A 19,840-nucleotide genomic window follows, 5' to 3' on the forward strand; every position below is an offset into this window, starting at 1 on the left:
CTGGAGGAATCCCATGGACGTCATCTCCGTCATCCGCACCAAGCGGGACCGGGGGGAGCTGAGCCCCGAGCAGATCGACTGGGTCATCGACGCCTACACCCGCGGCGAGGTGGCCGACGAGCAGATGTCGGCCCTGGCGATGGCGATCCTGCTGAACGGCATGAACCGTACGGAGATCGCCCGCTGGACCGCGGCGATGATCGCCTCCGGCGAGCGGATGAACTTCGACGCCCTCTCCCGGCCCACCGCCGACAAGCACTCCACCGGCGGCGTCGGCGACAAGATCACCCTGCCCCTCGCGCCGCTGGTCGCCGCCTGCGGCGCCGCCGTCCCGCAGCTCTCCGGGCGCGGCCTCGGCCACACCGGCGGCACCCTGGACAAGCTGGAGTCCATCCCCGGCTGGCGCGCGCTGCTCTCCAACGAGGAGATGCTCCATGTCCTGGACACCACCGGCGCGGTGATCTGCGCGGCGGGCGACGGCCTGGCCCCCGCCGACAAGAAGCTGTACGCGCTGCGCGATGTCACCGGCACCGTCGAGGCCATCCCGCTCATCGCCTCGTCGATCATGTCCAAGAAGATCGCCGAGGGCACCGGCTCGCTGGTCCTGGACGTCAAGGCCGGCACCGGCGCGTTCATGAAGACCGTGGAGGACGCCCGGGAGCTGGCCTCCACCATGGTGGCGCTGGGCACCGACAGCGGGGTGCGCACGGTGGCCCTGCTCACCGACATGTCCACCCCGCTCGGCCTCACCGCGGGCAACGCCCTGGAGGTCCGCGAGTCCGTCGAGGTGCTGGCGGGCGGCGGACCGGCCGATGTCGTCGAGCTGACGCTGGCGCTCGCCCGCGAGATGCTGGACGCGGCCGGTCTGAAGGACGCGGACCCGGCGAAGGCCCTCGCGGACGGTTCGGCGATGGACGTCTGGCGGCGCATGATCGCTGCCCAGGGCGGCGACCCGGACGCGGCCCTCCCCGTCGCCCGCGAGCGCCAGGTGATCACCGCGCCCGCCTCCGGCGTGCTGACCCGCCTCGACGCGTACGACGTCGGCGTCGCCGCCTGGCGGCTGGGCGCGGGCCGCGCCCGCAAGGAGGACCCGGTGCAGGCCGGCGCGGGCGTCGAGCTGCACGCCAAGCCCGGCGACACGGTCACCGAGGGCCAGCCGCTGCTGACCCTGCACACGGACACCCCGGAGAAGTTCGCCTACGCGCTGAAGTCGCTGGAGTCCTCCTACGACATCGCCCCGGCGGGCACGGCCTTCACGGCGAGCCCGATCGTGCTGGACCGGATCGCCTGACCCGCCCCTCACGGCGGATCACCTGACCCGCCCTCGTCGGCGGCCGGGGCGCACCCGCTCCCCGGCCCGCCGATGATTTCCGCCCGCGCGGACAGTCTCCTTGGTGTGACTGCCACCCAGACCGTCGTCGTGCGCATCTCCGGCCGTGTCTCCCGGGACGATGTGCCCCGCCTGTGCGAGGAGTTGGGCGCCGAGCTTCTCCGGGCCGGGGCCACCGAGGCGATCTGCGAGGTCGGCGGGCTGGCGCCGGCCGATCTGACCGCGGTCGACGCGCTCGCCAGAATGCGTCTCACCGCCCGCCGTCTCGGCTGCGGGATACGGCTGCGCGACGCCTCCCCCGAACTGCTCGCCCTTCTCGACCTGATCGGGCTGACGGGACTGGCCGACCCCGGCTGACCGGCCCGGACACCGGACCGGCCCCGGACCGGCCCGATCCGGGACCGCGCGTCAGCCGTGCTCCTTCGCCAGCCGCTCCGGCAGCTCGAAGACGGGGAACCAGCGGGCCGTGTCCAGGAACGAGGTGATCCCCGCGATCTTCCCGTCCCGGACGTCCATGACCATCAGCGCCCACGGCGTGTACCCCTCGCCGTCCTCCGCCGGGTGGTAGTGGGCGAACGCGGGCAGCCCGTTCGCCACCGTCGGGACCAGCCGCGAACCACGACAGACCGAACCCACGCCCAGCAGCCAGCCGACGATGTCGTCGAAGCCCTGGAGCCACAGGTCGTACGGGGGCATGGAGAGCGTGGCGTCGTCGTGGAGGACCTTCTTCAGGGCCTCCATGTCATAGCCCTCGAAGGCCGCCACATACCGCTCCAGCAGCTCCCGCTGCTCCTCGTCCAGCGGATTCGCCGCGTCGCTCGCCTCCGGCGGGGACTCCGCCAGCGTCGCCCGGGCCCGCTGGAGCGCGCTGTTGACCGAGGCCACGGAGGTCTCCAGCAGCTCGGCCACCTCCACCGCCTTCCACGCCAGCACCTCGCGCAGAATCAGCACCGCGCGCTGCTTCGGCGGCAGATGCTGGAGCGCGGCGACGAACGCCAGCCGGATCGACTCCCGCTCCACCGCGCGCTCCGCCGGATCCGCCGACGCCAGCACCCGCCCGTCGGGCACCGGCTCCAGCCAGGTCGCCTCCGGGCGGGCGTTGAGCTGCGCCTGGGCCACCGGCGTCGGCCCGCTCAGATCCATGGGACGCGCCCTCCGGTTGCCCGCGCTCAGCATGTCGAGGCAGACGTTCGTCGCGATGCGGTAGAGCCATGAGCGCAGCGACGAACGCCCCTCGAACTTGCCGACGTTCCGCCAGGCGCGGACCATCGTGTCCTGGACCGCGTCCTCCGCCTCGAAGGACGATCCGAGCATGCGATAGCAGTAACCGGTCAGCTCCCGCCGGTACTTCTCCAGCTCCGCGTCCAGGTCTTCTTTTGTTGCCAGATCACTCATCGGGTCCACCCCTGTCGCCCATCGGCACCAGCCCTTGGGAACCTACAGGAGAGGACTGACAACGGGGGCTCAGGTTCCCGGCTTACGCCCATAGACGTGAACGTCGTCCCCGTTCCGCAGCATCTTCCAGTACGCCTTGGCGTCCCCCGGACGCATGTTGACGCACCCCGCGGAGCCCGGCGGATTCCACATCGACTTGGTCACCGAGTGGAAGGCCTGACCGCCGTCGAAGAACTGCGCGTACGGCATCTTCACCTTGTAGATCGACGAGACATGGTCGATGTTCCGCCAGTAGATCTTCCGCGCGCCGGTACGGGTCTCCGTGCCGTCCTTCCCGGTGCGCACCGGGACCGGGCCGTACGCCAGCTTCTTCCCGTCCTGGATCCAGCTCAGCTGCCGGGTCAGGTCCACACAGGCGATCCGGCCCTTGTTCGTCGGGCACTTGCCGGCCTTGTTCGGATTCTTCCCCGCCGCCCGCTGCTGGAGCATCGTGTTCATCGTCCGCCAGGTCAGCGGACCCGCGTAGCCGACCGCCGGAGTGATGCCGTGGCTGTTCTGGAAGGCCCGGATCGCCTTGCAGTCGGCCGCCGACTGCCGGCCGTCCGCCGGACGGCCGAGGAACTTCTCCACCTGCTTCTGGTGCGGCCCCGCCGACGTCGAACAGGACGCCGCGGCGACGGCCGGCGTGCTGCCCAGCGCCATCGTCAGCGGGACCACCAGCCCCGTCAGCGCGAGCGTGAGACCGGCGCCGCGGCGGAGGCCGCCGCCCGCGCCGCGGATCCGGCGTACCCCTGATGTTCTCTGTGCCCGTATCGCGTTCCCCACCGTTCCACTCCCCTCCGTGCGCCGTTGCGTTTCGCAGTGGCTTGCACCATTTGACGCATGAAAGAGAGGTTCGGTTGTAGGGAACAGGTCTCAATCCCGATACGGTCGGCGGCCGATGGGCGCTCAGCCCGCGACCGGGACGAGGGACCGCCGCTCGGCGCGCGCCGCCCGGGTCCCGTACAGCGTGATCGACACCACGCCCAGCACCGCCAGCAGACCGAGGCCCACCGTGCCCGGCCAGCCGCTCGCGTGGAAGGCGATCGCGCCGAGCGTGCCGCCCACGCTGCTGCCCAGGTAGTACACCGACTGATAGATCGCCGACGCCTGCGCCCGGCCCGTCGTCGCCGTACGGCTCACCGACGACGAGGCCACCGCGTGCCCCGCGAAGAAGCCCGCGGTGATCAGCACCAGCCCGGCCAGCACCGCGGCCAGCGAGGCCGACAGCGAGAGCAGCAGCCCCGCCGCCGTCGTGGTCATCGCCAGATACAGCGCCCCGCGCCGGCCCAGACGCCCCACCAGGGAGCCCGCCGCGGCCGAGGAGGCCGTACCTACCAGATAGACCAGGAAGATCGAGCCCACCACGCCCTGCGGAAGGCTGAACGGCGCCGCCACCAGCCGGTAGCCGATCACCGTGTACACCGCCCCGAACACCGTCATGAACAGCGCGCCGATCCCGTACAGCCGCAGCAGCAGCGGGTCCGACAGATGACCGCGCACGGTCCGCCCCAGCGCCCTCGGACTCAGCGTCCCCGGGGTGAAGTGCCGCGCCCTCGGCAGCAGCAGCCGGAAGGCCACCGCGCCCGCCAGGGCCAGCAGGCCCACCGCCAGCAGACCCGCGCGCCAGCCCCACAGCTGCGCCGCCCAGCCGGTGACGATCCGGCCGCTCATCCCGCCGACGCTGTTGCCCGCCACGAACAGCCCGATCGCGGCGATCAGCGCCTTCGGCCGGACCTCCTCCGCGAGATACGCCATCGCGGACGCCGGCAGCCCGGCCAGCGCCGCGCCCTGCACCGCCCGCAGCGCCACCAGCCACTCCAGACTGGGCGCGAAGGGCACCAGCAGCCCGAGGACGACCGCCACCGACAGCGAGACGGTCATCAGGGTGCGCCGGCCGAACCGCTCGGAGAGCGCGCTCAGCGGAAGGACGAAGAGGGCCAGCGCGCCCGTCGCGGCCGAGACCGTCCAGCTGGCCGCCGACGCGCTCACGCCGAAGCCGGCGGAGACGGCGGGCAGCAGCGCCTGCGTGGAGTAGAGAAGGGCGAAGGCCGCCATGCCGGCCGCGAAGAGCGCGAGGCTCATCCGGCGGTAGCCGGGGCGGCCCGGGGCCAGCCGCTCCGGGCCAGGGGGCGGCTCGGCCGGCCCGGCGGACCCGGGAGCGTCGGGGGAGGCGGAGGACCCTGAGGACGCGGAGGACTCGGAGGAAGGGACGACGGCGCCCACCGTGGTGGACGCCTTGGTACTGGCAGCAGGCATATGCCGAACGTATGCCCAGTCATTTCATGCGTCCAATGCATGGAATGGCCATAATCGTTCCCATGATGCATGAGCACAGCTCACAGCCTCGGCTGTCACAGAGCAGTTACGAAGAAGACATGTCGCTGCTGCTCGCCCCGCGCCTCGCGTACTTCGCCGGAGTCGCCCGGCACGAACACGTGACCCGCGCCGCGCAGGAGATGGGCGTCCCGCAGTCGACCCTCTCCCGGGCCGTCGTCCGGCTGGAGCGCGATCTCGGGGTGACCCTCTTCGCCCGCCGGGGCCGCACCGTCTCCCTCACCCCCGCCGGCCGCACCCTGCTCACCTCCGTGGAGCGCGCCCTCGCCGAGGTCGAGCGCGCCGCCGAGTCCGTCCGGGCCGACGCCGACCCCAGCGGCGGGAAGGTCGCCTTCGGCTTCCTCCACACCATGGGCTCCGAGACCGTGCCGGCGCTGCTGCGGGCCTTCCGCGCGGACCACCCCCGGGTCCGCTTCACCCTCGTCCAGAACCACGGCGAGGCGATGCTCGGCGGGCTGCGCGCCGGGGATCTCGACCTCTGCCTCACCTCTCCCGTACCGGACGCGCCCGATCTCGTCGCCCGCCGGCTGGACGAGCAGCGGCTGCGGCTGGTGGTCCCCGACGACCACCGGCTCGCCCGCCGCCGGCGCATCCGCCTCGCGGAGGCCGCCGACGACGTCTTCGTCACCCTGGAGCCCGGCTACGGGCTGCGCCGGATCACCGACGACCTCTGCGCCCGGGCGGGCTTCACCCCCAAGGTCGCCTTCGAGGGCGAGGAGGCGGAGACCCTGCGCGGACTGGTGGCGGCGGGTCTGGGCGTCGCCCTGCTGCCGCCGCCCGCCGTGGCGCGCCCCGGGGTGGTGGAGCTGACGGTGACCGCCCCCAGGGCCGTCCGTGAGATCGGCGTCGCCTGGCTCGACGGCCACCCGGACACCGCCCCGGTCGCCGCGTTCAAGAAGTTCCTGCTCTCCCGCCGGGGCCATCTGCTCCCGGAGTGACCAGAGTGCCCGGAGTGACCAAGGCGACCGGAGTGACCAAAGCGGCCGGGGCGGTGACCGGCGTGCCCGGGCGCGCGAGCGCGAGGCCCCCGTCCGCCGGACGGCCCGGCGCGGCCCGGCGGATCCCCCGGAGAGGAAGGGGCCTCAGGGCCTCAGCGACTTCCCGAAACCCGCCGCCAGCGGCATCCGCAGCCCCAGCGGCGGCGGCGCGGCCAGCGCGTCCGCCACCGGGCGCGCGTACGGATGGCAGAAGAGCGAGCCCAGCACGAAGTCCGTCGCCAGGGCCATCACCTCGGCGTGGTGCTGCCGCAGCGCGTTGCCGTCCGTGTGCACCTCGAACCGGCATATGTTCCGGTTGACCTTCTTGGCCCGCTCCGCCAGCCGATAGGAGAGATCCGGGTCCGTCCGGGCGTCATTGGTGCCGTGCACGATCAGCACCTGCCGTCCCACCAGCTGTTTCACCGGCTCCGGCTCGTCCGCGGGGCCGTCCCGCTCGCCGTTTCGGCCGCCGCCCCGCCCGTCGTCCGGCAGCCACGGAGCCATCGCCAGCACCGCGCCGACCGCCGGATGGTCCGCCGCGTGCAGCGCCGCCCGCCCGCCGAAGCCGTGGCCCGCCAGACAGACCGGCACATCGCCGTACCGCCGCACCGCCTCGTCCGCCGCCCGCGACGCGTCCCGGGCCAGCTGGGCGTCCGGCCCGTTCCAGCCCCGGCGGCGGTAGCGCACCGAGTGCACCACCAAGCCGTCCGCGCGGCCCGCCCGCGCCAGCTCCCGGCCGAGCGGGAAGACCCGCAGCAGTGAGCGGGCCGACGGCCCCCGCGCCGACTCCCGCTCGCCGTCGGGGAGCAGGAGCACCACCCCGCCCACGACCGGTTCGACCCCGGCCGACCGGGTGCGATAGGGCCGGCCCAGCCGGACGCCTCCTTCCCCCGCCGTCGTGTCACGCTCTTCGGTCCGTCCCCGCCACGGGGGCAGTGCGCGGTGTGCCATGGCAGAACAGTCTCAGAAGTACGCCCGCGCGCCACCCGTACGCGCAGTCACTGTTACGTATCGACCCGGTCCGCTCTACGCGCGTAGGGGCTAGAGTGCGCAGATGACGAGCCAGACCCTCAACACGCCTACCGCGGAACAGATCCGCCGCGCTCCGAAGGTGCTCCTCCACGACCACCTCGACGGCGGGCTGCGTCCCGGCACGATCATCGACCTCGCCCGCGCCGTCGGCTACGCGGCGCTCCCCGAGAGCGAGCCCGACAAGCTCGGCCTCTGGTTCCGCGAGGCCGCCGACTCCGGCTCCCTGGAACGGTATCTGGAGACCTTCGCCCACACCTGCGCGGTGATGCAGACCCGGGACGCCCTCGTCCGGGTCGCCGCCGAGTGCGCCGAGGACCTCGCCGAGGACGGCGTCGTGTACGCCGAGGTCCGCTACGCCCCCGAACAGCATCTGGAGTCCGGGCTCACCCTCGAAGAGGTCGTCGAGGCCGTCAACGAGGGCTTCCGCGAGGGCGAGCGGATCGCCCGCGCGGCCGGCCGCCGCATCCGGGTCGGCGCGCTGCTCACCGCCATGCGTCACGCGGCCCGCGCCCTGGAGATCGCCGAACTCGCCAACCGCTACCGGGACGAGGGAGTCGTCGGCTTCGACATCGCGGGAGCCGAGGCGGGCTACCCTCCCACCCGCCACCTCGACGCCTTCGAGTACCTCAAGCGCGAGAACAACCACTTCACCATCCACGCGGGCGAGGCGTTCGGACTGCCGTCGATCTGGCAGGCGCTCCAGTGGTGCGGGGCCGACCGGCTCGGGCACGGCGTACGCATCATCGACGACATCACGGTCTCCGAGGACGGCCGGGTGCGGCTCGGCCGGCTCGCCTCCTACGTACGGGACAAGCGCATCCCGCTGGAGCTGTGCCCGACCTCCAACCTCCAGACCGGGGCCGCCGACTCCTACGCGGCGCACCCCATCGGGCTGCTCCGCAAGCTGCACTTCCGGGCCACGGTCAACACCGACAACCGGCTGATGTCGGGCACCAGCATGAGCCGGGAATTCGAGCATCTGGCCGACGCTTTCGGATACACGCTCGACGACATGCAGTGGTTCACCGTCAACGGAATGAAAAGCGCCTTCATCCCTTTCGATGAACGACTGGCGATGATCAACGATGTCATCAAGCCCGGATACGCCGAGCTGAAATCCGAATGGCTGTTCCGGCAGACCGCCACGACCAGCGAATCCTCCACCGCGGAGAGCCGATAGCACGAATTCCGGAGCGGCCGGGAATGTCAACACCCGGCCGTTCCGGGATGTTTGCCTCCGGGTCGGGGCTGTGGCTAGCTTGCGGAGCCGCTCATATTCCCCCGTCCCAAGGACACACCCCTGATGAAGCAGTCTGCTGCCAAGACTCTCGGTGTCGCCGCCCTCGGCGTCGCTTTCGCCGCGGCCGGCGCCGGCGCGGCCTCCGCCGCGCCCGCTCCCCTGCCCGACTCCGCCACCTCCCTGGACACCGTCTCCAGCGTGCTGCCGGCCCAGGACCTCCTGACCACCCTCCCGGGCGCCTCCGAGTCGCTGACCGGGGCCCAGGGCGCGCTCACCCAGAGCGCCGCCACCCTGCCCGGCACCGTCCAGGGCGCCGCGCAGCGCACCCTGGCCCCCGGCGCCCCCACCGAGGCCGTCACCGGTCTGCTCGGCGGCCTCCCCGTCGGACAGCTGACCCAGACCCTGCCCACCGGCGGTCTGCCGGTGCCGGCCGGCGGCCTGCCCGTGGTCGGCGGCCTCCTCGGCGGAGCCGTCTGAGCCCGGAAAGAACCGATCCCCTGCCTTCCGGATCACACCGGCCCCCGGAGTGATCCAGGCCCTCGGAGTGATCCAGGGCCCCGCTCTCCCGGACCCGCCGGTCTCCGGCCCGGTCCGGGGGAGAGGCCCGGCCCGGCCGCCGTCGCTTCCCCGCTGAGACGGCCGGCCGCCGCCGCACGGCAGAAACGTGGGGCCCCACCGCTGACGCGGTGGGGCCCCACGGTCGTGACACGGGCCGATCGGCTTACCAGGCGGAGGCGGCCTTCGCCGAGCGGCGCTCGGCGGGCAGCAGCAGCCACATCGCCAGATACAGCAGGATCTGCGGCCCCGGCAGCAGACACGAGGCCAGGAAGATCACCCGCATGGTGACGGCCGAGGTGCCGAAGCGCCGAGCCAGCGCTGCGCACACCCCGCCGATCATGCGTCCCTCGCTGGGGCGGACAAGTGCGGCCATGGTGGGCTCCTTCGCGAAACCGGCCGCGGGACCCGGGGGGCTTCGCCGAGCCCCGCGCCGGTCACCGCGGAATCGTGTGGACGGGGGAGCGGCCCGGTGGTGGTGCGCCGCTCCCGATGTATCCATGGTGCGGTGCGAACGCGGGCAAAGCGTCGCTCTACGGGGCGATGCCGACCCTGGTAATCGTCGGGGTCGCCCCCTGAGAGGCGTCCTCCCTCAGGACGGCGCCGGATCCGCCGGGACCCGTCCCGCGGTCGGAGACCGGTCCGGAACCGGCCCGGCGGCCGGGGAGCGGCGTCCGCCGCCCGGCGCCCGGCCGCGCCCCGGCCGGGCGGCGCGGCGCCCGGCCCCGGGACCGGCGCAGCCACGCCCGGCCCGCCGGCACCACCAGCAGATGAGCGAGCACCACCCCGGCCGTGTTCAGCAGCAGCGAGTCCACATTGAGCACCCGGCCCGGCACCCCGGTCTGGAGCAGCTCGATGGCGAGCGAGATCAGCGCCCCGGCGGCGGTGGTGCGGGCCAGCGAACCGAACGGGGAGACGGCGAGCCGGCCGCTCGCCATCGGCAGCAGGACGCCCAGCGGGGCCAGCAGCAGCAGCCCGCCGCCGATCCGGCGCACGGCCTCCTCCGCGCCGAGCGCCAGATTCGCCTTGACGGTGGCGAGCGGCTCCAGATTCGCGGCCGTCACCCAGGGCACGTCCAGCGGGCGCAGGGTCAGCCACCCGGCGAGCAGCAAGTGCGCGAGGAGGAGGAGTACCCCCGCCACGCGCAAGCGGATGACGGCACTGCCGCCCTTACCTTGACGCTGCACGCACGACAAGACGCGCGCGATGCCGGAAATGGTTCCGTTCCGCTTCCCCGTCCTGCCCCCGGGCCGCCGTCCGGTCCGGTTTCCGCCGGTCGGAGGCGTACGCGCCAGGGGCCGCCGCTTCGGCGTCCGGTCCGTTTCCCGCCGGATGCCGGATGCCGGAAACGGACCTACGGCGCGTCGGACGCCGCTGCCGCCGCCGTGGGCGGAGCGGTCGTCGGCAGCGGCTGGGACGGCCGCTCCTTGGCGTCGGCGGTGCAGGAGTACGCCCGGGGCGGGTACTCGCCCGGTCCGCCCAGCACCACCGTGCCGCCCGCCGCCGCGGCCCGGCTCTCCGCGAAGGTGCAGACGATCTGCGCGAGCGCGGCCTCCGGCAGATCCTCGGGCTGCCGGCTCAGCCGCAGCGTCCCGGCGGGATCGCCCGGCCTGGGTCCGCCGACGCCCACCGGCCCCTGCACATCGGTGCCGAAGCCCACATCGCGCTCCCGGCCCGAGGGGCCCAGCTCCAGCATGGCCATCAGGGCGCGCGCGACCCGGACCCGGCCGTCCGGCGAGGTCTCCGGGGGCAGATCGGCCGTGCGGTCCACCGACTTCAGCTGGGAGGCGCAGACCAGATAGACCCGTACGGGGAAACCCCGGGGATCCTGCGAGGCGCGATTCTCGCCGCGCACCTCGCACGGCATCCGGGAGGGTGCGGGTCCCGCGTCCACCGGCACCTGTGTGGTCCGGATCCCGCACCCGGCGAGTATCAGGGTGCCGCCCGTCAGCGCCGCCAGCGCCAGGGCCTTCCGCCTCACTGAGCGCTCTCCTCTGTTCCGCGTCCGCCGCTCGCCGGGCCCCCGCCGTCGCGGCCGTTCCCGCCGCCGGACCCCGTACCCGTGACCGCGCCGGCGTCCGTGCCCGTGCCCGTACCGCCGCCGGGACCTCCGGCGGATTCGGCCCCGTCCAGCGGCAGCCGCAGCACGAACACCGCGCCGTCGCCGTCCGGGGAGTTCGCCGCCGTGATGGTGCCGCCGTGCGCGATCGCGTTCTCCATGGCGATCGACAGACCGAGCCCGCTGCCGTCGGACTTCGGCCGGGAGGCGCTGGCCTTGTAGAACCGGTCGAAGACATGCGGCAGCACCTCCTCGGGGATGCCGGGCCCGTGGTCGCGCACCTCGATCAGCAGCGCCGCGTCGTCGTCGACCAGCCGCACCGACACCCGGACCGGCGAGCCGCCGTGCTTGAGCGCGTTGCCGATCAGATTCGCCAGGATCACATCGAGCCGGCGGGGATCGAGCCGCGCCATGATCCCGCGCTCGGCGTCCAGATCCACCGCGTCCAGCCAGGCGCGGGCGTCCACACAGGCGGTGACCTGGTCGGCCACGTCGACGGTGTCCAGCACCACCTTGGCGGTCCCCGCGTCGAAGCGGGTGACCTCCATCAGGTTCTCCACCAGATCGCCCAGCCGGCGGGTCTCGCTGACCACCAGATTCACCGCGGGCGCGATCATCGGGTCGAGATTGTCGATCTCTTCCTCCAGCACCTCCGCCACGGCCGTCAGCGCGGTCAGCGGGGTACGCAGCTCGTGTGACATGTCGGCGACGAAACGGCGGCTGGACTCCTCCCGCGCGCTCATGTCGGCGACCTTCTTCTCCAGCGACTCCGCCGTCTTGTTGAAGGTCCGCGCCAGCTCCGCCAGTTCGTCCGTGCCGGAGACCCGCAGCCGGGTGTCGAGCTTGCCCTCGCCGAGCCGCCGGGCCGCCTCGCCGAGCCGGCGCACCGGCTTCAGCACGGTCGTCGCCGCGGCCTGCGCCAGCAGCGCGGAGCCCACGAGCGCCAGCGCGGTGGCGATCCCCAGCGACCAGGCGAGCGTGTTGAGGTCCTCGCGCTCCTTGTCCAGGGACTTGAGGACATAGCCGGTCGGCCCGCCGTTCACGATCCGCGAACCGCCGACCAGATACGGCTTTCCGTCGCGCTCCACCCGCTGCCAGTACAGATGGTACGGAGCCGAGTTGCCCGCGGTCAGCTCCTGCCGGTCGTTGACCGCCTCCTGGAGCGTGAGCGGCACATCGTCGAGGGTGAAGTCGTCCGTGTCCGAAGTCGCCGCGACCGGCTTGCCCTTGTCCCGCTCGCCCAGCAGCAGCACGCTGTAGCCGGTCTTGCCGTTGGCCATCAGATCGGCGGTGTCCTGGAGTTCGCTCTGCGTCGGCAGCGGCGGCAGCGAGGCCGCGTGGCTCTGCATCTCCTTGCGGAAGGAGTCCAGCGCGGAGTCCTGGGTACGGGTCAGCACGGCCTCGCGGTTGAGCCAGTAGGCGATCCCGGACGCGGAGACCGCGGCGGTCAGCGCGACCGCGGCGAAGACCACGACCAGCCGCAGTCGCAGACTCGTCCAGCGCAGCCCCGCGAGCACCGCGCGCTTGGCGGCACCGGTCACCGGGCGCGGCCCTTCACCGGGGCGGGGGCGGTGCCGCGAGTCACTGGGGAGCGTCCAGCCGGTAGCCCACCCCGCGCACGGTGCGGATCAGGGTCGGCGAGGACGGCACGTCCTCCACCTTCGCCCGCAGCCGCTGGACACAGGCGTCCACCAGCCGGGAGTCCCCGAGATAGTCGTGCTCCCACACCAGGCGCAGCAGCTGCTGTCTGGACAGGGCCTGCCCCGGACGCCGGCTCAGTTCCAGCAGGAGTCGCAGCTCGGTCGGCGTGAGCTGGAGATCCTCGCCGTTCTTCGTGACGGTCATCGCGGAGCGGTCGATCATCAGCGAGCCGAAGGTGGCGGAGTCGGTGGACTCCCGCTCGCCCCGGCGCAGCACCGCCCGGATCCGGGCGTCCAGCACCCGCCCCTGGACGGGCTTGACCACATAGTCGTCGGCTCCCGACTCCAGACCCACGACCACGTCGATGTCGTCGCTCCGGGCGGTCAGCAGAATGATCGGCAGCTGGTCGGTGCGTCTGATACGACGGCACACCTCGAAGCCGTCGATCCCGGGCAGCATCACATCCAGCACGATCAGGTCCGGCCGCTGCTCGCGCAGCAGTTTCAGACCGTCCTCTCCCGTCGCCGCGGTGGCCACACGGTGGCCCTGGCGGGACAGGGAGAGTTCGAGGGCCGTGCGGATGGCGTCGTCGTCCTCGATCAGCAACAGGAAAGGCACGGACGTCATTCTGGCCCATGGGTGTGCCGGAGTTCGACCGCCGGAGCCTTTGGACCTGCCGGAGCGGCCCCGTGACGCCGCCTTCGCCGCCCCGCCGGGTCCGCCCGGTCCCTTCCGTGTCGCTTCTGTCTCCGTCCCCTCCCGTACCCCTGTGACAGGCCTGTGACAGTCGGCGGACACCGCCATGAAATCGCCTCGGCAAGCTTCTAGGCACCTGGACGGAAACAGACACCGATCGACGGGGGGCGTGGGATGAACGCACTGCACAGCACCACCTCAAACGCAGTTGTCACGCGTCTCCACGACGTCGGCCGGGCGTCGGAGAAGTCCGGTGCCGTGAACGGGCGGGGGTGCGTTCGCGGCGCCGGGCGTCAGCACAAGCCGTCGTACATGACGGTGGTTGACGCGACCGCGGGGGCGGTCGGCACGGCGGCCGCGTACAGGGAGAACGGGGGACGGCGCCCGGTGCCCGCACCGGAGGCCGGGGGGCTGTCGGAGGCGGAGTTCACCGCCTACGTGCAGGAGCGCCGTTCCTCCCTGTACGCGACCGCCTATCACCTGACCGGCGACCGCTACGAGGCCGAGGACCTGCTCCAGAGCGCGCTGTTCTCGACCTACCGGGCCTGGGACCGGATCAGCGACAAGGCGGCGGTCGGGGGATATCTGCGCCGCACCATGACCAATCTGCACATCAGCGCCTGGCGTCGGCGCAAGCTCAACGAGTACCCCACGGAGGAGCTGCCGGAGACGGCGAGCGACACCGACGCGATGCGGGGCACCGAGCTGCGCGCGGTGCTCTGGCAGGCGCTGGCCAGGCTGCCGGAACTCCAGCGGACGATGCTGGTCCTCCGTTACTACGAGGGCCGCACCGACCCGGAGATCGCCGACATCCTGAACATCAGCGTCGGCACGGTGAAGTCGAGCATCTGGCGGTCGCTCCGCCGACTGCGCGAGGACCAGGTCCTCAGCTTCGGCCGTGACGAGGAGGAGTCCTTCGGCGAGCTGGTGGCCTGAGGCGACGGGGGAAAGCACGGGGGAAAAGGGGGGAAACGGGGGCCGCCGTCTCGGGGGAGTCGGCGGAATCGTGGCGGACCACAAGGGTCGGGGGACCTGAGGGGTCACGGGGGCCACGGGGGAGAAGAACGGGACCGGACGGGCCGGGGGGGCGTGTCCGGTCCCGTGCTCTTTTCCCATCCCGGCGAAGGACGTCCGCTCGCGGGCGTCCTTTTCCCGTGTGCCCGCCCGTGGACGGTCCGGTACGGGACCGTCCCGCGGCCCGGCCCGGCGCGTCGGCCGGGGCTCAGGGGCTCAGGGGCTCGGGGGCTCGGCGGGCTCAGGGGCGGCCCGGGGGCGTGGCGTCCGCCGTCGGGTGACCCGCGGGGGACGTACGGTGGCGGCCCGCCGCCGCTGCCGCCACCCGGCCGAGGGCCTCGCCCTTGTCGCACGGATACGCGCCCAGGCCCGTCTGGCGCGCCACGATCCCGCGCTCGGCCCGCATCAGCCGCCAGCCGCGCCGCAGCAGAAAGGCCACCGCCTTCCGCCCCTCGCGCAGATCCCGCGCCAGCCGGCGGCGGAACGTCGTCGTGGGCCGGCCCCGCAGACAGAGCGCGTCCGCCAGGACGCCCAGCTCCCCGCAGCGCGCCACGATGTCCGCCGCGAAGATCCCCTCGGCCACGAACAGCGGCGTGCGGTCGATGGCGAACGCCTCTTCGCCCACCCGCGCGCTGGCGGAGATGTCGTACACCGGGACGGTCGTCCGCCCCGTACGGCACAGCTCGGCGATGGCCGCGACCGCGGCCTCGGCGTCCCAGGACAGCGGGGAGTCCCAGTCGATGTCGGCGCTCCCCGCGACCAGCGGAAGCGTCGGGTCGTCGCCGTTCTTGTAGAAGTCGTCCAGGCGCAGCACGGGCAGTCCGGTGCGGGCGGCGAGGGAGGACTTGCCGGAGCCCGAGGGGCCCGCGAGCAGCACGACACGCGTCGGTATCGGGGTAGGGGTCACGGGACACCAGTGTGAGGCATTGACCCGTAAGGGGCCCCATCGGGGATGACGGTGGAATGAGCATCACCGCTCGCCTACGCTGAGTGCTCGTCCGATTACTGACCCAGGCGGGAACTCCCATGGCACGTCATGCAGCTCACTCCCCCCGGCGCACCGCCCTGCGCGCCGGACTGACCGTCGCGGCGATGGCCGCCGCCCTCGGCGCGGGCGGTGCCGCGCAGGCGGCCGCGGTCCCGGCCCCGGCGGTGGACGGCGGCCTCGACGCGATCGGCACGGCCCTGGGCGGCCCGGGCGGCGGCGCGGTCGGCGCGGTGAACAACTCCGTCTCGGGCCTCGGCCACGTCACCAGCCTCCAGCTCAACCCGCTGGCCAACACGGGCGTCGACCCGCTGGCCAACGCGGTCGGCACCCAGGTCGCCGACTTCAAGCCGATCTCGACGGAGCTGGTCACCGGCCCGCTGTCCCGGGGCGGGGCGCTCAAGGACCTGCCGCTGATCGGCCCGGTGGTCAAGGGGCTGCCGCTCTGAGGTCCCGATCCCGCTGACCGGTCCGGATCGCGAACGGAGCCCGGACCGGAGGGGCCGGGCCCATGACGGGAGCCCCCTGCCGCCGGACGGGGACGGCAGGGGGCTCCCGGCGGCCGGGTCCGGGTCCTAGTAGGAGGACCCGGACGCGCCCAGCGCGCCCGTGGGGTGCCAGACGGTCTTGGTCTCCAGGAACGCGGTCATCCGGCGGGTGCCCGGATCGGCCGTGAACGCCTCGGCGCCCGGCCGCAGCACCCGCTTCAGATTGTCCGCCGCCGCGATCTCCAGCTCCTTGGCCAGCTCGTCGTCCGCGCCGGTCAGATCGATGCCGTTGACGTCCTGGTGCGCGGCGAGCGGGGCCGCGATCTCGCCCGTACGGCCGGAGAGCACATTGACCACACCGCCCGGCAGGTCGGAGGTGGCCAGCACCTCGCCCAGCGACAGCGCGGGCAGCGGCGCGTTCTCGCTCGCCACCACCACGGCCGTGTTGCCGGTGGCGATCGCCGGGGCGATCACCGAGACCAGGCCGAGGAACGAGGAGTCCCGGGGCGCGAGCACGGCGACCACGCCGGTCGGCTCCGGGGTGGAGAGATTGAAGAACGGACCCGCGACCGGGTTCGCCCCGCCCGTCACCTGGGCGATCTTGTCGGTCCAGCCCGCGTACCAGACCCAGCGGTCGATCGCCGCGTCCACCTGGGCGGCGGCCTTGGACTTGGAGAGGCCCTCCGCGTCCGCGACCTCCCGGACGAACTGCTCCCGGCGGCCCTCCAGCATCTCGGCGATCCGGTAGAGGATCTGCCCCCGGTTGTACGCCGTCGCGCCCGACCAGCCGCCGAACGCCTTACGGGCCGCGACCACCGCGTCCCGCGCGTCCTTGCGGGACGAGAGCGGCGCGTTCGCCAGCCACTTGCCCTTGGAGTCGGTCACCTCGTACACCCGGCCGCTCTCGGAACGCGGGAACTTCCCGCCCACGTACAGCTTGTAGGTCTTGAAGACGCTCAGTCGGTTCTGCTCGACAGTGCTCATGATCAGCGCTCGCCCTTCGGGGTCGACGGGGCGAGGTAGGCCTCCAGGCCGTGGCGGCCGCCCTCGCGGCCGAAGCCCGACTCCTTGTAGCCGCCGAACGGCGAGGTCGGGTCGAATTTGTTGAAGGTGTTCGCCCAGACGACGCCCGCCCGGAGCTTGCCCGCCACCGCGAGCATCCGGGAGCCCTTCTCGGTCCAGATGCCCGCCGACAGCCCGTACTGGCTGTTGTTGGCCTTGGCGACGGCCTCGTCCGGGGTGCGGAAGGAGAGCACCGAGAGGACCGGGCCGAAGATCTCGTCCCGGGCCACCGTGTGCGCCTGGGTGACGCCGGTGAAGAGCGTCGGCGCGAACCAGTAGCCGGCCGACGGCAGCTCGCACGGCGCGGACCAGCGCTCGGCGCCCTCCGCCTCGCCGGTGTCGGCGAGCGCGGTGATCCGGGCGAGCTGCTCGGCGGAGTTGATCGCGCCGATGTCGGTGTTCTTGTCCAGCGGGTCGCCCAGCCGCAGCGTGGCCAGCCGGCGCTTGAGCGAGTCCAGCAGCTCGTCCTGGATCGACTCCTGGACCAGCAGCCGGGAGCCCGCGCAGCAGACCTGGCCCTGGTTGAAGAAGATGCCGTTGACGATGCCCTCGACCGCCTGGTCGACGGGGGCGTCGTCGAAGACGATGTTGGCGCCCTTGCCGCCCAGCTCCAGGGTGACGCGCTTGTCCGTGCCCGCGATCTGCCGGGCGATGGCCTTGCCGACGGCGGTGGAGCCGGTGAACGCCACCTTGTCGACGCCCGGGTGCGCCACCAGGGCCTCACCGGTGCGGCCGTCGCCGGTCACGATGTTGACGACGCCCTTCGGCAGACCTGCCTGGCGGCAGATGTCCGCGAAGAAGAGCGCGGAGAGCGGGGTCGTCTCGGCGGGCTTCAGCACGACGGTGTTGCCGGTCGCCAGCGCCGGGGCGATCTTCCACGCCAGCATCAGCAGCGGGAAGTTCCACGGGATGACCTGGCCCGCGACGCCCAGCGGGCGCGGGTTCGGGCCGAAGCCGGCGTGACCGAGCTTGTCGGCCCAGCCCGCGTAGTAGAAGAAGTGCGCCGCGACCAGCGGGAGGTCCGCGTCACGGGTCTCCCGGATCGGCTTTCCGTTGTCCAGGGTCTCCAGGACGGCCAGCTCACGGCTGCGCTCCTGGATGATCCGGGCGATCCGGAACAGATACTTCGCCCGCTCCGAGCCGGGCAGCGCCGACCACTTCTCGAACGCCTTCCGGGCGGCCCTGACTGCCCGGTCCACATCCTCGGCGTTGGCCTGGGTGTACTCGGCGAGGACTTCCTCGGTGGCGGGGGAGAGGGTCTTGGCGCGGTCCTGGCCGCTCGACTCGGTGAACTCTCCGTCGATGAAGAGGCCGTACGAGGGCGCGATGTCGACGATCGCGCGGGATTCGGGCGCCGGCGCGTACGCGAAGGGGTTGGCCGGTGAGGTCTCTGTAGTCATGTCCGCTCAGTCCACGGTTACGTAGTCGGGGCCGGAGTAGCGGCCGGTGGCCAGCTTCTGGCGCTGCATCAGCAGATCGTTGAGCAGGCTGGAGGCGCCGAAGCGGAACCAGTGGTTGTCCAGCCAGTCGGCGCCCGCGGTCTCGTTGACGAGGACGAGGAACTTGATCGCGTCCTTGCTGGTCCGGATGCCGCCCGCGGGCTTCACCCCGATCTGTACCCCGGTCTGCCGCCGGAAGTCGCGGACGGCCTCCAGCATGAGGAGGGTGTTCGCCGGGGTCGCGTTGACCGCGACCTTGCCCGTCGAGGTCTTGATGAAGTCCGCACCCGCGAGCATGCCGAGCCACGAGGCGCGGCGGATGTTGTCGTACGTCGACAGCTCGCCGGTCTCGAAGATGACCTTCAGGCGGGCGTCGCCCGAGGCCTCCTTCACGGCCCGGATCTCCTCGTACACCTTCAGATACCGGCCCGCGAGGAACGCGCCCCGGTCGATGACCATGTCGATCTCGTCGGCCCCGGCGGCGACGGCGTCACGGGTGTCCGCGAGCTTCACGTCGAGGGAGGCGCGGCCGGCCGGGAAGGCGGTGGCGACGGAGGCGACCTTGACGTCCGAGCCCTTCAGGGCGGCCTTCGCCGTGGCGACCATGTCCGGATAGACGCAGACGGCGGCGGTGGCGGGGGAGGTCCGGTCGGTCGGGTCGGGGCGCACGGCCTTGGCGGCGAGCGACCGGACCTTGCCGGGGGTGTCGGCGCCTTCGAGGGTGGTGAGGTCGATCATCGAGATCGCGAGATCGATGGCGTACGCCTTGGCGTCGGCCTTGATCGAACGCGTCCCGAGCGACGCGGCCCGGGCTTCGAGCCCGACGGGGTCGACCCCGGGGAGCCCGTGCAGAAAGCGACGGAGGGCCTGGTCGGAGGCGGTGACCTCCGGGAGGGCGGATGCGGGTGCGGTGGGCATGCTCACCACTCGAGCATATCTACGCGCGTAGCGGCGTGTATAGGGGGTGTGGGGGTGGGGTGGTGGGGGTCACCCGGGGGGCCTTGTGCTCGGGGGCCCGGGGGCCGGGGAGCCTGGGCCCGGGGGCTTGGGGCGGTGCGCCGTTCCTGGGGTGCGGGGCTGTCCTCAATCGCCGGACGGGCTGGGGTTGTGCTTCGCGGGGGTGTCGTGGGGGTGGGCGCGCCTCGGGGTTGTCCGCCGGGCGGGTGGTGGGTGTTTTGGCGCGGGCTTCCGGGGGTGCGGGTTCGTCCTCAATCGCCGGACGGGCTGGGTGTGGGTGCCGGGTTTGTCCTTGAGCGCCGGGCGGGCCGGGTGTGGGGTGCCGGGTCTTTCCTTGAGCGCCGGGTGGGCTGGAAGTGCGGGCGTTGGTTCGTCCCCGGGCGGGCCGGGTGTGGGATCCCGGGTCCGTCCTCGAATGCCGGGCGGGCTGGAAGTGCGGGCGCTGGGTCGTCTGCCGGGCGGGCTGGTTTTGCTTTTCAGCCTCGCCGGCGTTTGAGGCGCGGGGGGCGGGGCGGAGCCCCGGTCGGGCGGTGAGGTGGGTGGGGGTGCGGCGGGCTGCCGGGGCTCGGGGGGTTGGTCCGGTGCGCCGTTCCT

General features: G+C 72.7%; 20 protein-coding genes. 7 read left to right on the plus strand and 13 right to left on the minus strand.

Annotated elements, in window-relative coordinates; genetic code table 11:
• The first annotated feature begins 13 nt into the window (after positions 1-13).
• Together ACF089_RS12005 and ACF089_RS12010 are read left to right on the plus strand one after the other, a co-directional pair.
• On the plus strand, positions 14-1,291 hold the full coding sequence (locus ACF089_RS12005; protein ID WP_392025194.1) for a thymidine phosphorylase: 1,278 nt from the start codon (positions 14-16) through the stop codon (positions 1,289-1,291).
• A 105-nt stretch (positions 1,292-1,396) separates the two neighbouring features.
• Positions 1,397-1,687, plus strand: coding sequence for an STAS domain-containing protein (locus tag ACF089_RS12010; RefSeq protein ID WP_392025195.1), 291 nt, complete (start codon positions 1,397-1,399; stop codon positions 1,685-1,687).
• Between the two features lie 51 nt (positions 1,688-1,738).
• On the opposite strand, the gene ACF089_RS12015 is transcribed toward ACF089_RS12010, so the two are convergent.
• The 3 genes from ACF089_RS12015 to ACF089_RS12025 form a co-directional block, all read right to left on the minus strand.
• On the minus strand, positions 1,739-2,725 hold the full coding sequence (locus ACF089_RS12015) for a sigma-70 family RNA polymerase sigma factor (RefSeq protein ID WP_392025197.1): 987 nt from the start codon (positions 2,723-2,725) through the stop codon (positions 1,739-1,741).
• A gap of 69 nt (positions 2,726-2,794) precedes the next feature.
• On the minus strand, positions 2,795-3,427 hold the full coding sequence (locus ACF089_RS12020) for a L,D-transpeptidase family protein (protein WP_392025715.1): 633 nt from the start codon (positions 3,425-3,427) through the stop codon (positions 2,795-2,797).
• 246 nt (positions 3,428-3,673) lie between these two features.
• Positions 3,674-5,023 carry an MFS transporter gene (locus ACF089_RS12025; protein WP_392025198.1) on the minus strand — a complete coding sequence of 450 codons (1,350 nt, stop codon included), beginning with the start codon at positions 5,021-5,023 and terminating at the stop codon, positions 3,674-3,676.
• A 62-nt stretch (positions 5,024-5,085) separates the two neighbouring features.
• On the opposite strand from ACF089_RS12025, the gene ACF089_RS12030 reads away from it, so the two are divergent.
• On the plus strand, positions 5,086-6,039 hold the full coding sequence (locus ACF089_RS12030) for a LysR family transcriptional regulator (RefSeq protein WP_392025200.1): 954 nt from the start codon (positions 5,086-5,088) through the stop codon (positions 6,037-6,039).
• Between the two features lie 144 nt (positions 6,040-6,183).
• On the opposite strand, the gene ACF089_RS12035 is transcribed toward ACF089_RS12030, so the two are convergent.
• Complete coding sequence (locus tag ACF089_RS12035; protein WP_392025202.1) at positions 6,184-7,029, minus strand: alpha/beta hydrolase; 846 nt, start codon at positions 7,027-7,029, stop codon at positions 6,184-6,186.
• A 103-nt stretch (positions 7,030-7,132) separates the two neighbouring features.
• On the opposite strand from ACF089_RS12035, the gene ACF089_RS12040 reads away from it, so the two are divergent.
• Positions 7,133-8,290, plus strand: a complete 1,158-nt coding sequence (locus ACF089_RS12040; protein ID WP_392025204.1) for an adenosine deaminase — start codon at positions 7,133-7,135, stop codon at positions 8,288-8,290.
• 123 nt (positions 8,291-8,413) lie between these two features.
• Positions 8,414-8,827, plus strand: a complete 414-nt coding sequence (locus tag ACF089_RS12045; protein ID WP_392025206.1) for an ATP-binding protein — start codon at positions 8,414-8,416, stop codon at positions 8,825-8,827.
• A 244-nt stretch (positions 8,828-9,071) separates the two neighbouring features.
• Here ACF089_RS12045 and ACF089_RS12050 read toward each other — a convergent pair whose 3' ends face one another.
• The 5 genes from ACF089_RS12050 to afsQ1 form a co-directional block, all read right to left on the minus strand.
• On the minus strand, positions 9,072-9,281 hold the full coding sequence (locus ACF089_RS12050) for a PspC domain-containing protein (RefSeq protein WP_392025208.1): 210 nt from the start codon (positions 9,279-9,281) through the stop codon (positions 9,072-9,074).
• 157 nt (positions 9,282-9,438) lie between these two features.
• Positions 9,439-10,092 carry a VanZ family protein gene (locus ACF089_RS12055; RefSeq protein ID WP_392025210.1) on the minus strand — a complete coding sequence of 218 codons (654 nt, stop codon included), beginning with the start codon at positions 10,090-10,092 and terminating at the stop codon, positions 9,439-9,441.
• Positions 10,093-10,259: 167 nt separating this feature from the next.
• Complete coding sequence (locus ACF089_RS12060) at positions 10,260-10,886, minus strand: hypothetical protein (protein ID WP_392025212.1); 627 nt, start codon at positions 10,884-10,886, stop codon at positions 10,260-10,262.
• The gene (locus ACF089_RS12065) at positions 10,883-12,505 is read right to left on the minus strand and encodes an ATP-binding protein (protein WP_392025214.1); all 1,623 of its coding nucleotides are present in this window, start codon (positions 12,503-12,505) and stop codon (positions 10,883-10,885) included. The genes ACF089_RS12060 and ACF089_RS12065 overlap by 4 nt, the downstream gene beginning before the upstream one ends.
• 40 nt (positions 12,506-12,545) lie before the next feature.
• Positions 12,546-13,223 carry a two-component system response regulator AfsQ1 gene (gene afsQ1, locus ACF089_RS12070; RefSeq protein ID WP_323371832.1) on the minus strand — a complete coding sequence of 226 codons (678 nt, stop codon included), beginning with the start codon at positions 13,221-13,223 and terminating at the stop codon, positions 12,546-12,548.
• Positions 13,224-13,475: 252 nt separating this feature from the next.
• On the opposite strand from afsQ1, the gene ACF089_RS12075 reads away from it, so the two are divergent.
• Positions 13,476-14,237, plus strand: coding sequence for a SigE family RNA polymerase sigma factor (locus tag ACF089_RS12075; RefSeq protein WP_392025217.1), 762 nt, complete (start codon positions 13,476-13,478; stop codon positions 14,235-14,237).
• A 319-nt stretch (positions 14,238-14,556) separates the two neighbouring features.
• Here ACF089_RS12075 and ACF089_RS12080 read toward each other — a convergent pair whose 3' ends face one another.
• Positions 14,557-15,222 carry a uridine kinase gene (locus tag ACF089_RS12080; RefSeq protein ID WP_392025219.1) on the minus strand — a complete coding sequence of 222 codons (666 nt, stop codon included), beginning with the start codon at positions 15,220-15,222 and terminating at the stop codon, positions 14,557-14,559.
• 119 nt (positions 15,223-15,341) lie between these two features.
• On the opposite strand from ACF089_RS12080, the gene ACF089_RS12085 reads away from it, so the two are divergent.
• Positions 15,342-15,749 carry a hypothetical protein gene (locus ACF089_RS12085; protein ID WP_392025220.1) on the plus strand — a complete coding sequence of 136 codons (408 nt, stop codon included), beginning with the start codon at positions 15,342-15,344 and terminating at the stop codon, positions 15,747-15,749.
• Positions 15,750-15,875: 126 nt separating this feature from the next.
• Here ACF089_RS12085 and ACF089_RS12090 read toward each other — a convergent pair whose 3' ends face one another.
• The 3 genes from ACF089_RS12090 to deoC are packed head-to-tail and all read right to left on the minus strand — an operon-like array spanning position 15,876 to position 19,207.
• Complete coding sequence (locus ACF089_RS12090) at positions 15,876-16,772, minus strand: aldehyde dehydrogenase family protein (protein ID WP_392025222.1); 897 nt, start codon at positions 16,770-16,772, stop codon at positions 15,876-15,878.
• 2 nt (positions 16,773-16,774) lie between these two features.
• On the minus strand, positions 16,775-18,250 hold the full coding sequence (locus ACF089_RS12095; RefSeq protein ID WP_392025224.1) for an aldehyde dehydrogenase family protein: 1,476 nt from the start codon (positions 18,248-18,250) through the stop codon (positions 16,775-16,777).
• A gap of 6 nt (positions 18,251-18,256) precedes the next feature.
• On the minus strand, positions 18,257-19,207 hold the full coding sequence (gene deoC / locus ACF089_RS12100; protein ID WP_392025717.1) for a deoxyribose-phosphate aldolase: 951 nt from the start codon (positions 19,205-19,207) through the stop codon (positions 18,257-18,259).
• Positions 19,208-19,840 lie beyond the last annotated feature (633 nt).

It is taken from the genome of Streptomyces sp. NPDC014894 (assembly GCF_043080985.1).
Lineage (GTDB): Bacteria > Actinomycetota > Actinomycetes > Streptomycetales > Streptomycetaceae > Streptomyces.

Bases quoted from the DNA above. Each gene is read 5' to 3' on its own strand.
- ACF089_RS12005 (WP_392025194.1), top strand. From the start codon at position 14: ATGGACGTCATCTCCGTCATCCGCACCAAGCGGGACCGGGGGGAGCTG.
- ACF089_RS12015 (WP_392025197.1), bottom strand. From the start codon at position 2,725: ATGAGTGATCTGGCAACAAAAGAAGACCTGGACGCGGAGCTGGAGAAG.
- ACF089_RS12020 (WP_392025715.1), bottom strand. From the start codon at position 3,427: ATGGCGCTGGGCAGCACGCCGGCCGTCGCCGCGGCGTCCTGTTCGACG.
- ACF089_RS12025 (WP_392025198.1), bottom strand. From the start codon at position 5,023: ATGCCTGCTGCCAGTACCAAGGCGTCCACCACGGTGGGCGCCGTCGTC.
- ACF089_RS12030 (WP_392025200.1), top strand. From the start codon at position 5,086: ATGATGCATGAGCACAGCTCACAGCCTCGGCTGTCACAGAGCAGTTAC.
- ACF089_RS12035 (WP_392025202.1), bottom strand. From the start codon at position 7,029: ATGGCACACCGCGCACTGCCCCCGTGGCGGGGACGGACCGAAGAGCGT.
- ACF089_RS12040 (WP_392025204.1), top strand. From the start codon at position 7,133: ATGACGAGCCAGACCCTCAACACGCCTACCGCGGAACAGATCCGCCGC.
- ACF089_RS12045 (WP_392025206.1), top strand. From the start codon at position 8,414: ATGAAGCAGTCTGCTGCCAAGACTCTCGGTGTCGCCGCCCTCGGCGTC.
- ACF089_RS12050 (WP_392025208.1), bottom strand. From the start codon at position 9,281: ATGGCCGCACTTGTCCGCCCCAGCGAGGGACGCATGATCGGCGGGGTG.
- ACF089_RS12075 (WP_392025217.1), top strand. From the start codon at position 13,476: ATGAACGCACTGCACAGCACCACCTCAAACGCAGTTGTCACGCGTCTC.
- ACF089_RS12085 (WP_392025220.1), top strand. From the start codon at position 15,342: ATGGCACGTCATGCAGCTCACTCCCCCCGGCGCACCGCCCTGCGCGCC.
- ACF089_RS12090 (WP_392025222.1), bottom strand. From the start codon at position 16,772: ATGAGCACTGTCGAGCAGAACCGACTGAGCGTCTTCAAGACCTACAAG.
- ACF089_RS12095 (WP_392025224.1), bottom strand. From the start codon at position 18,250: ATGACTACAGAGACCTCACCGGCCAACCCCTTCGCGTACGCGCCGGCG.
- deoC (WP_392025717.1), bottom strand. From the start codon at position 19,207: ATGCCCACCGCACCCGCATCCGCCCTCCCGGAGGTCACCGCCTCCGAC.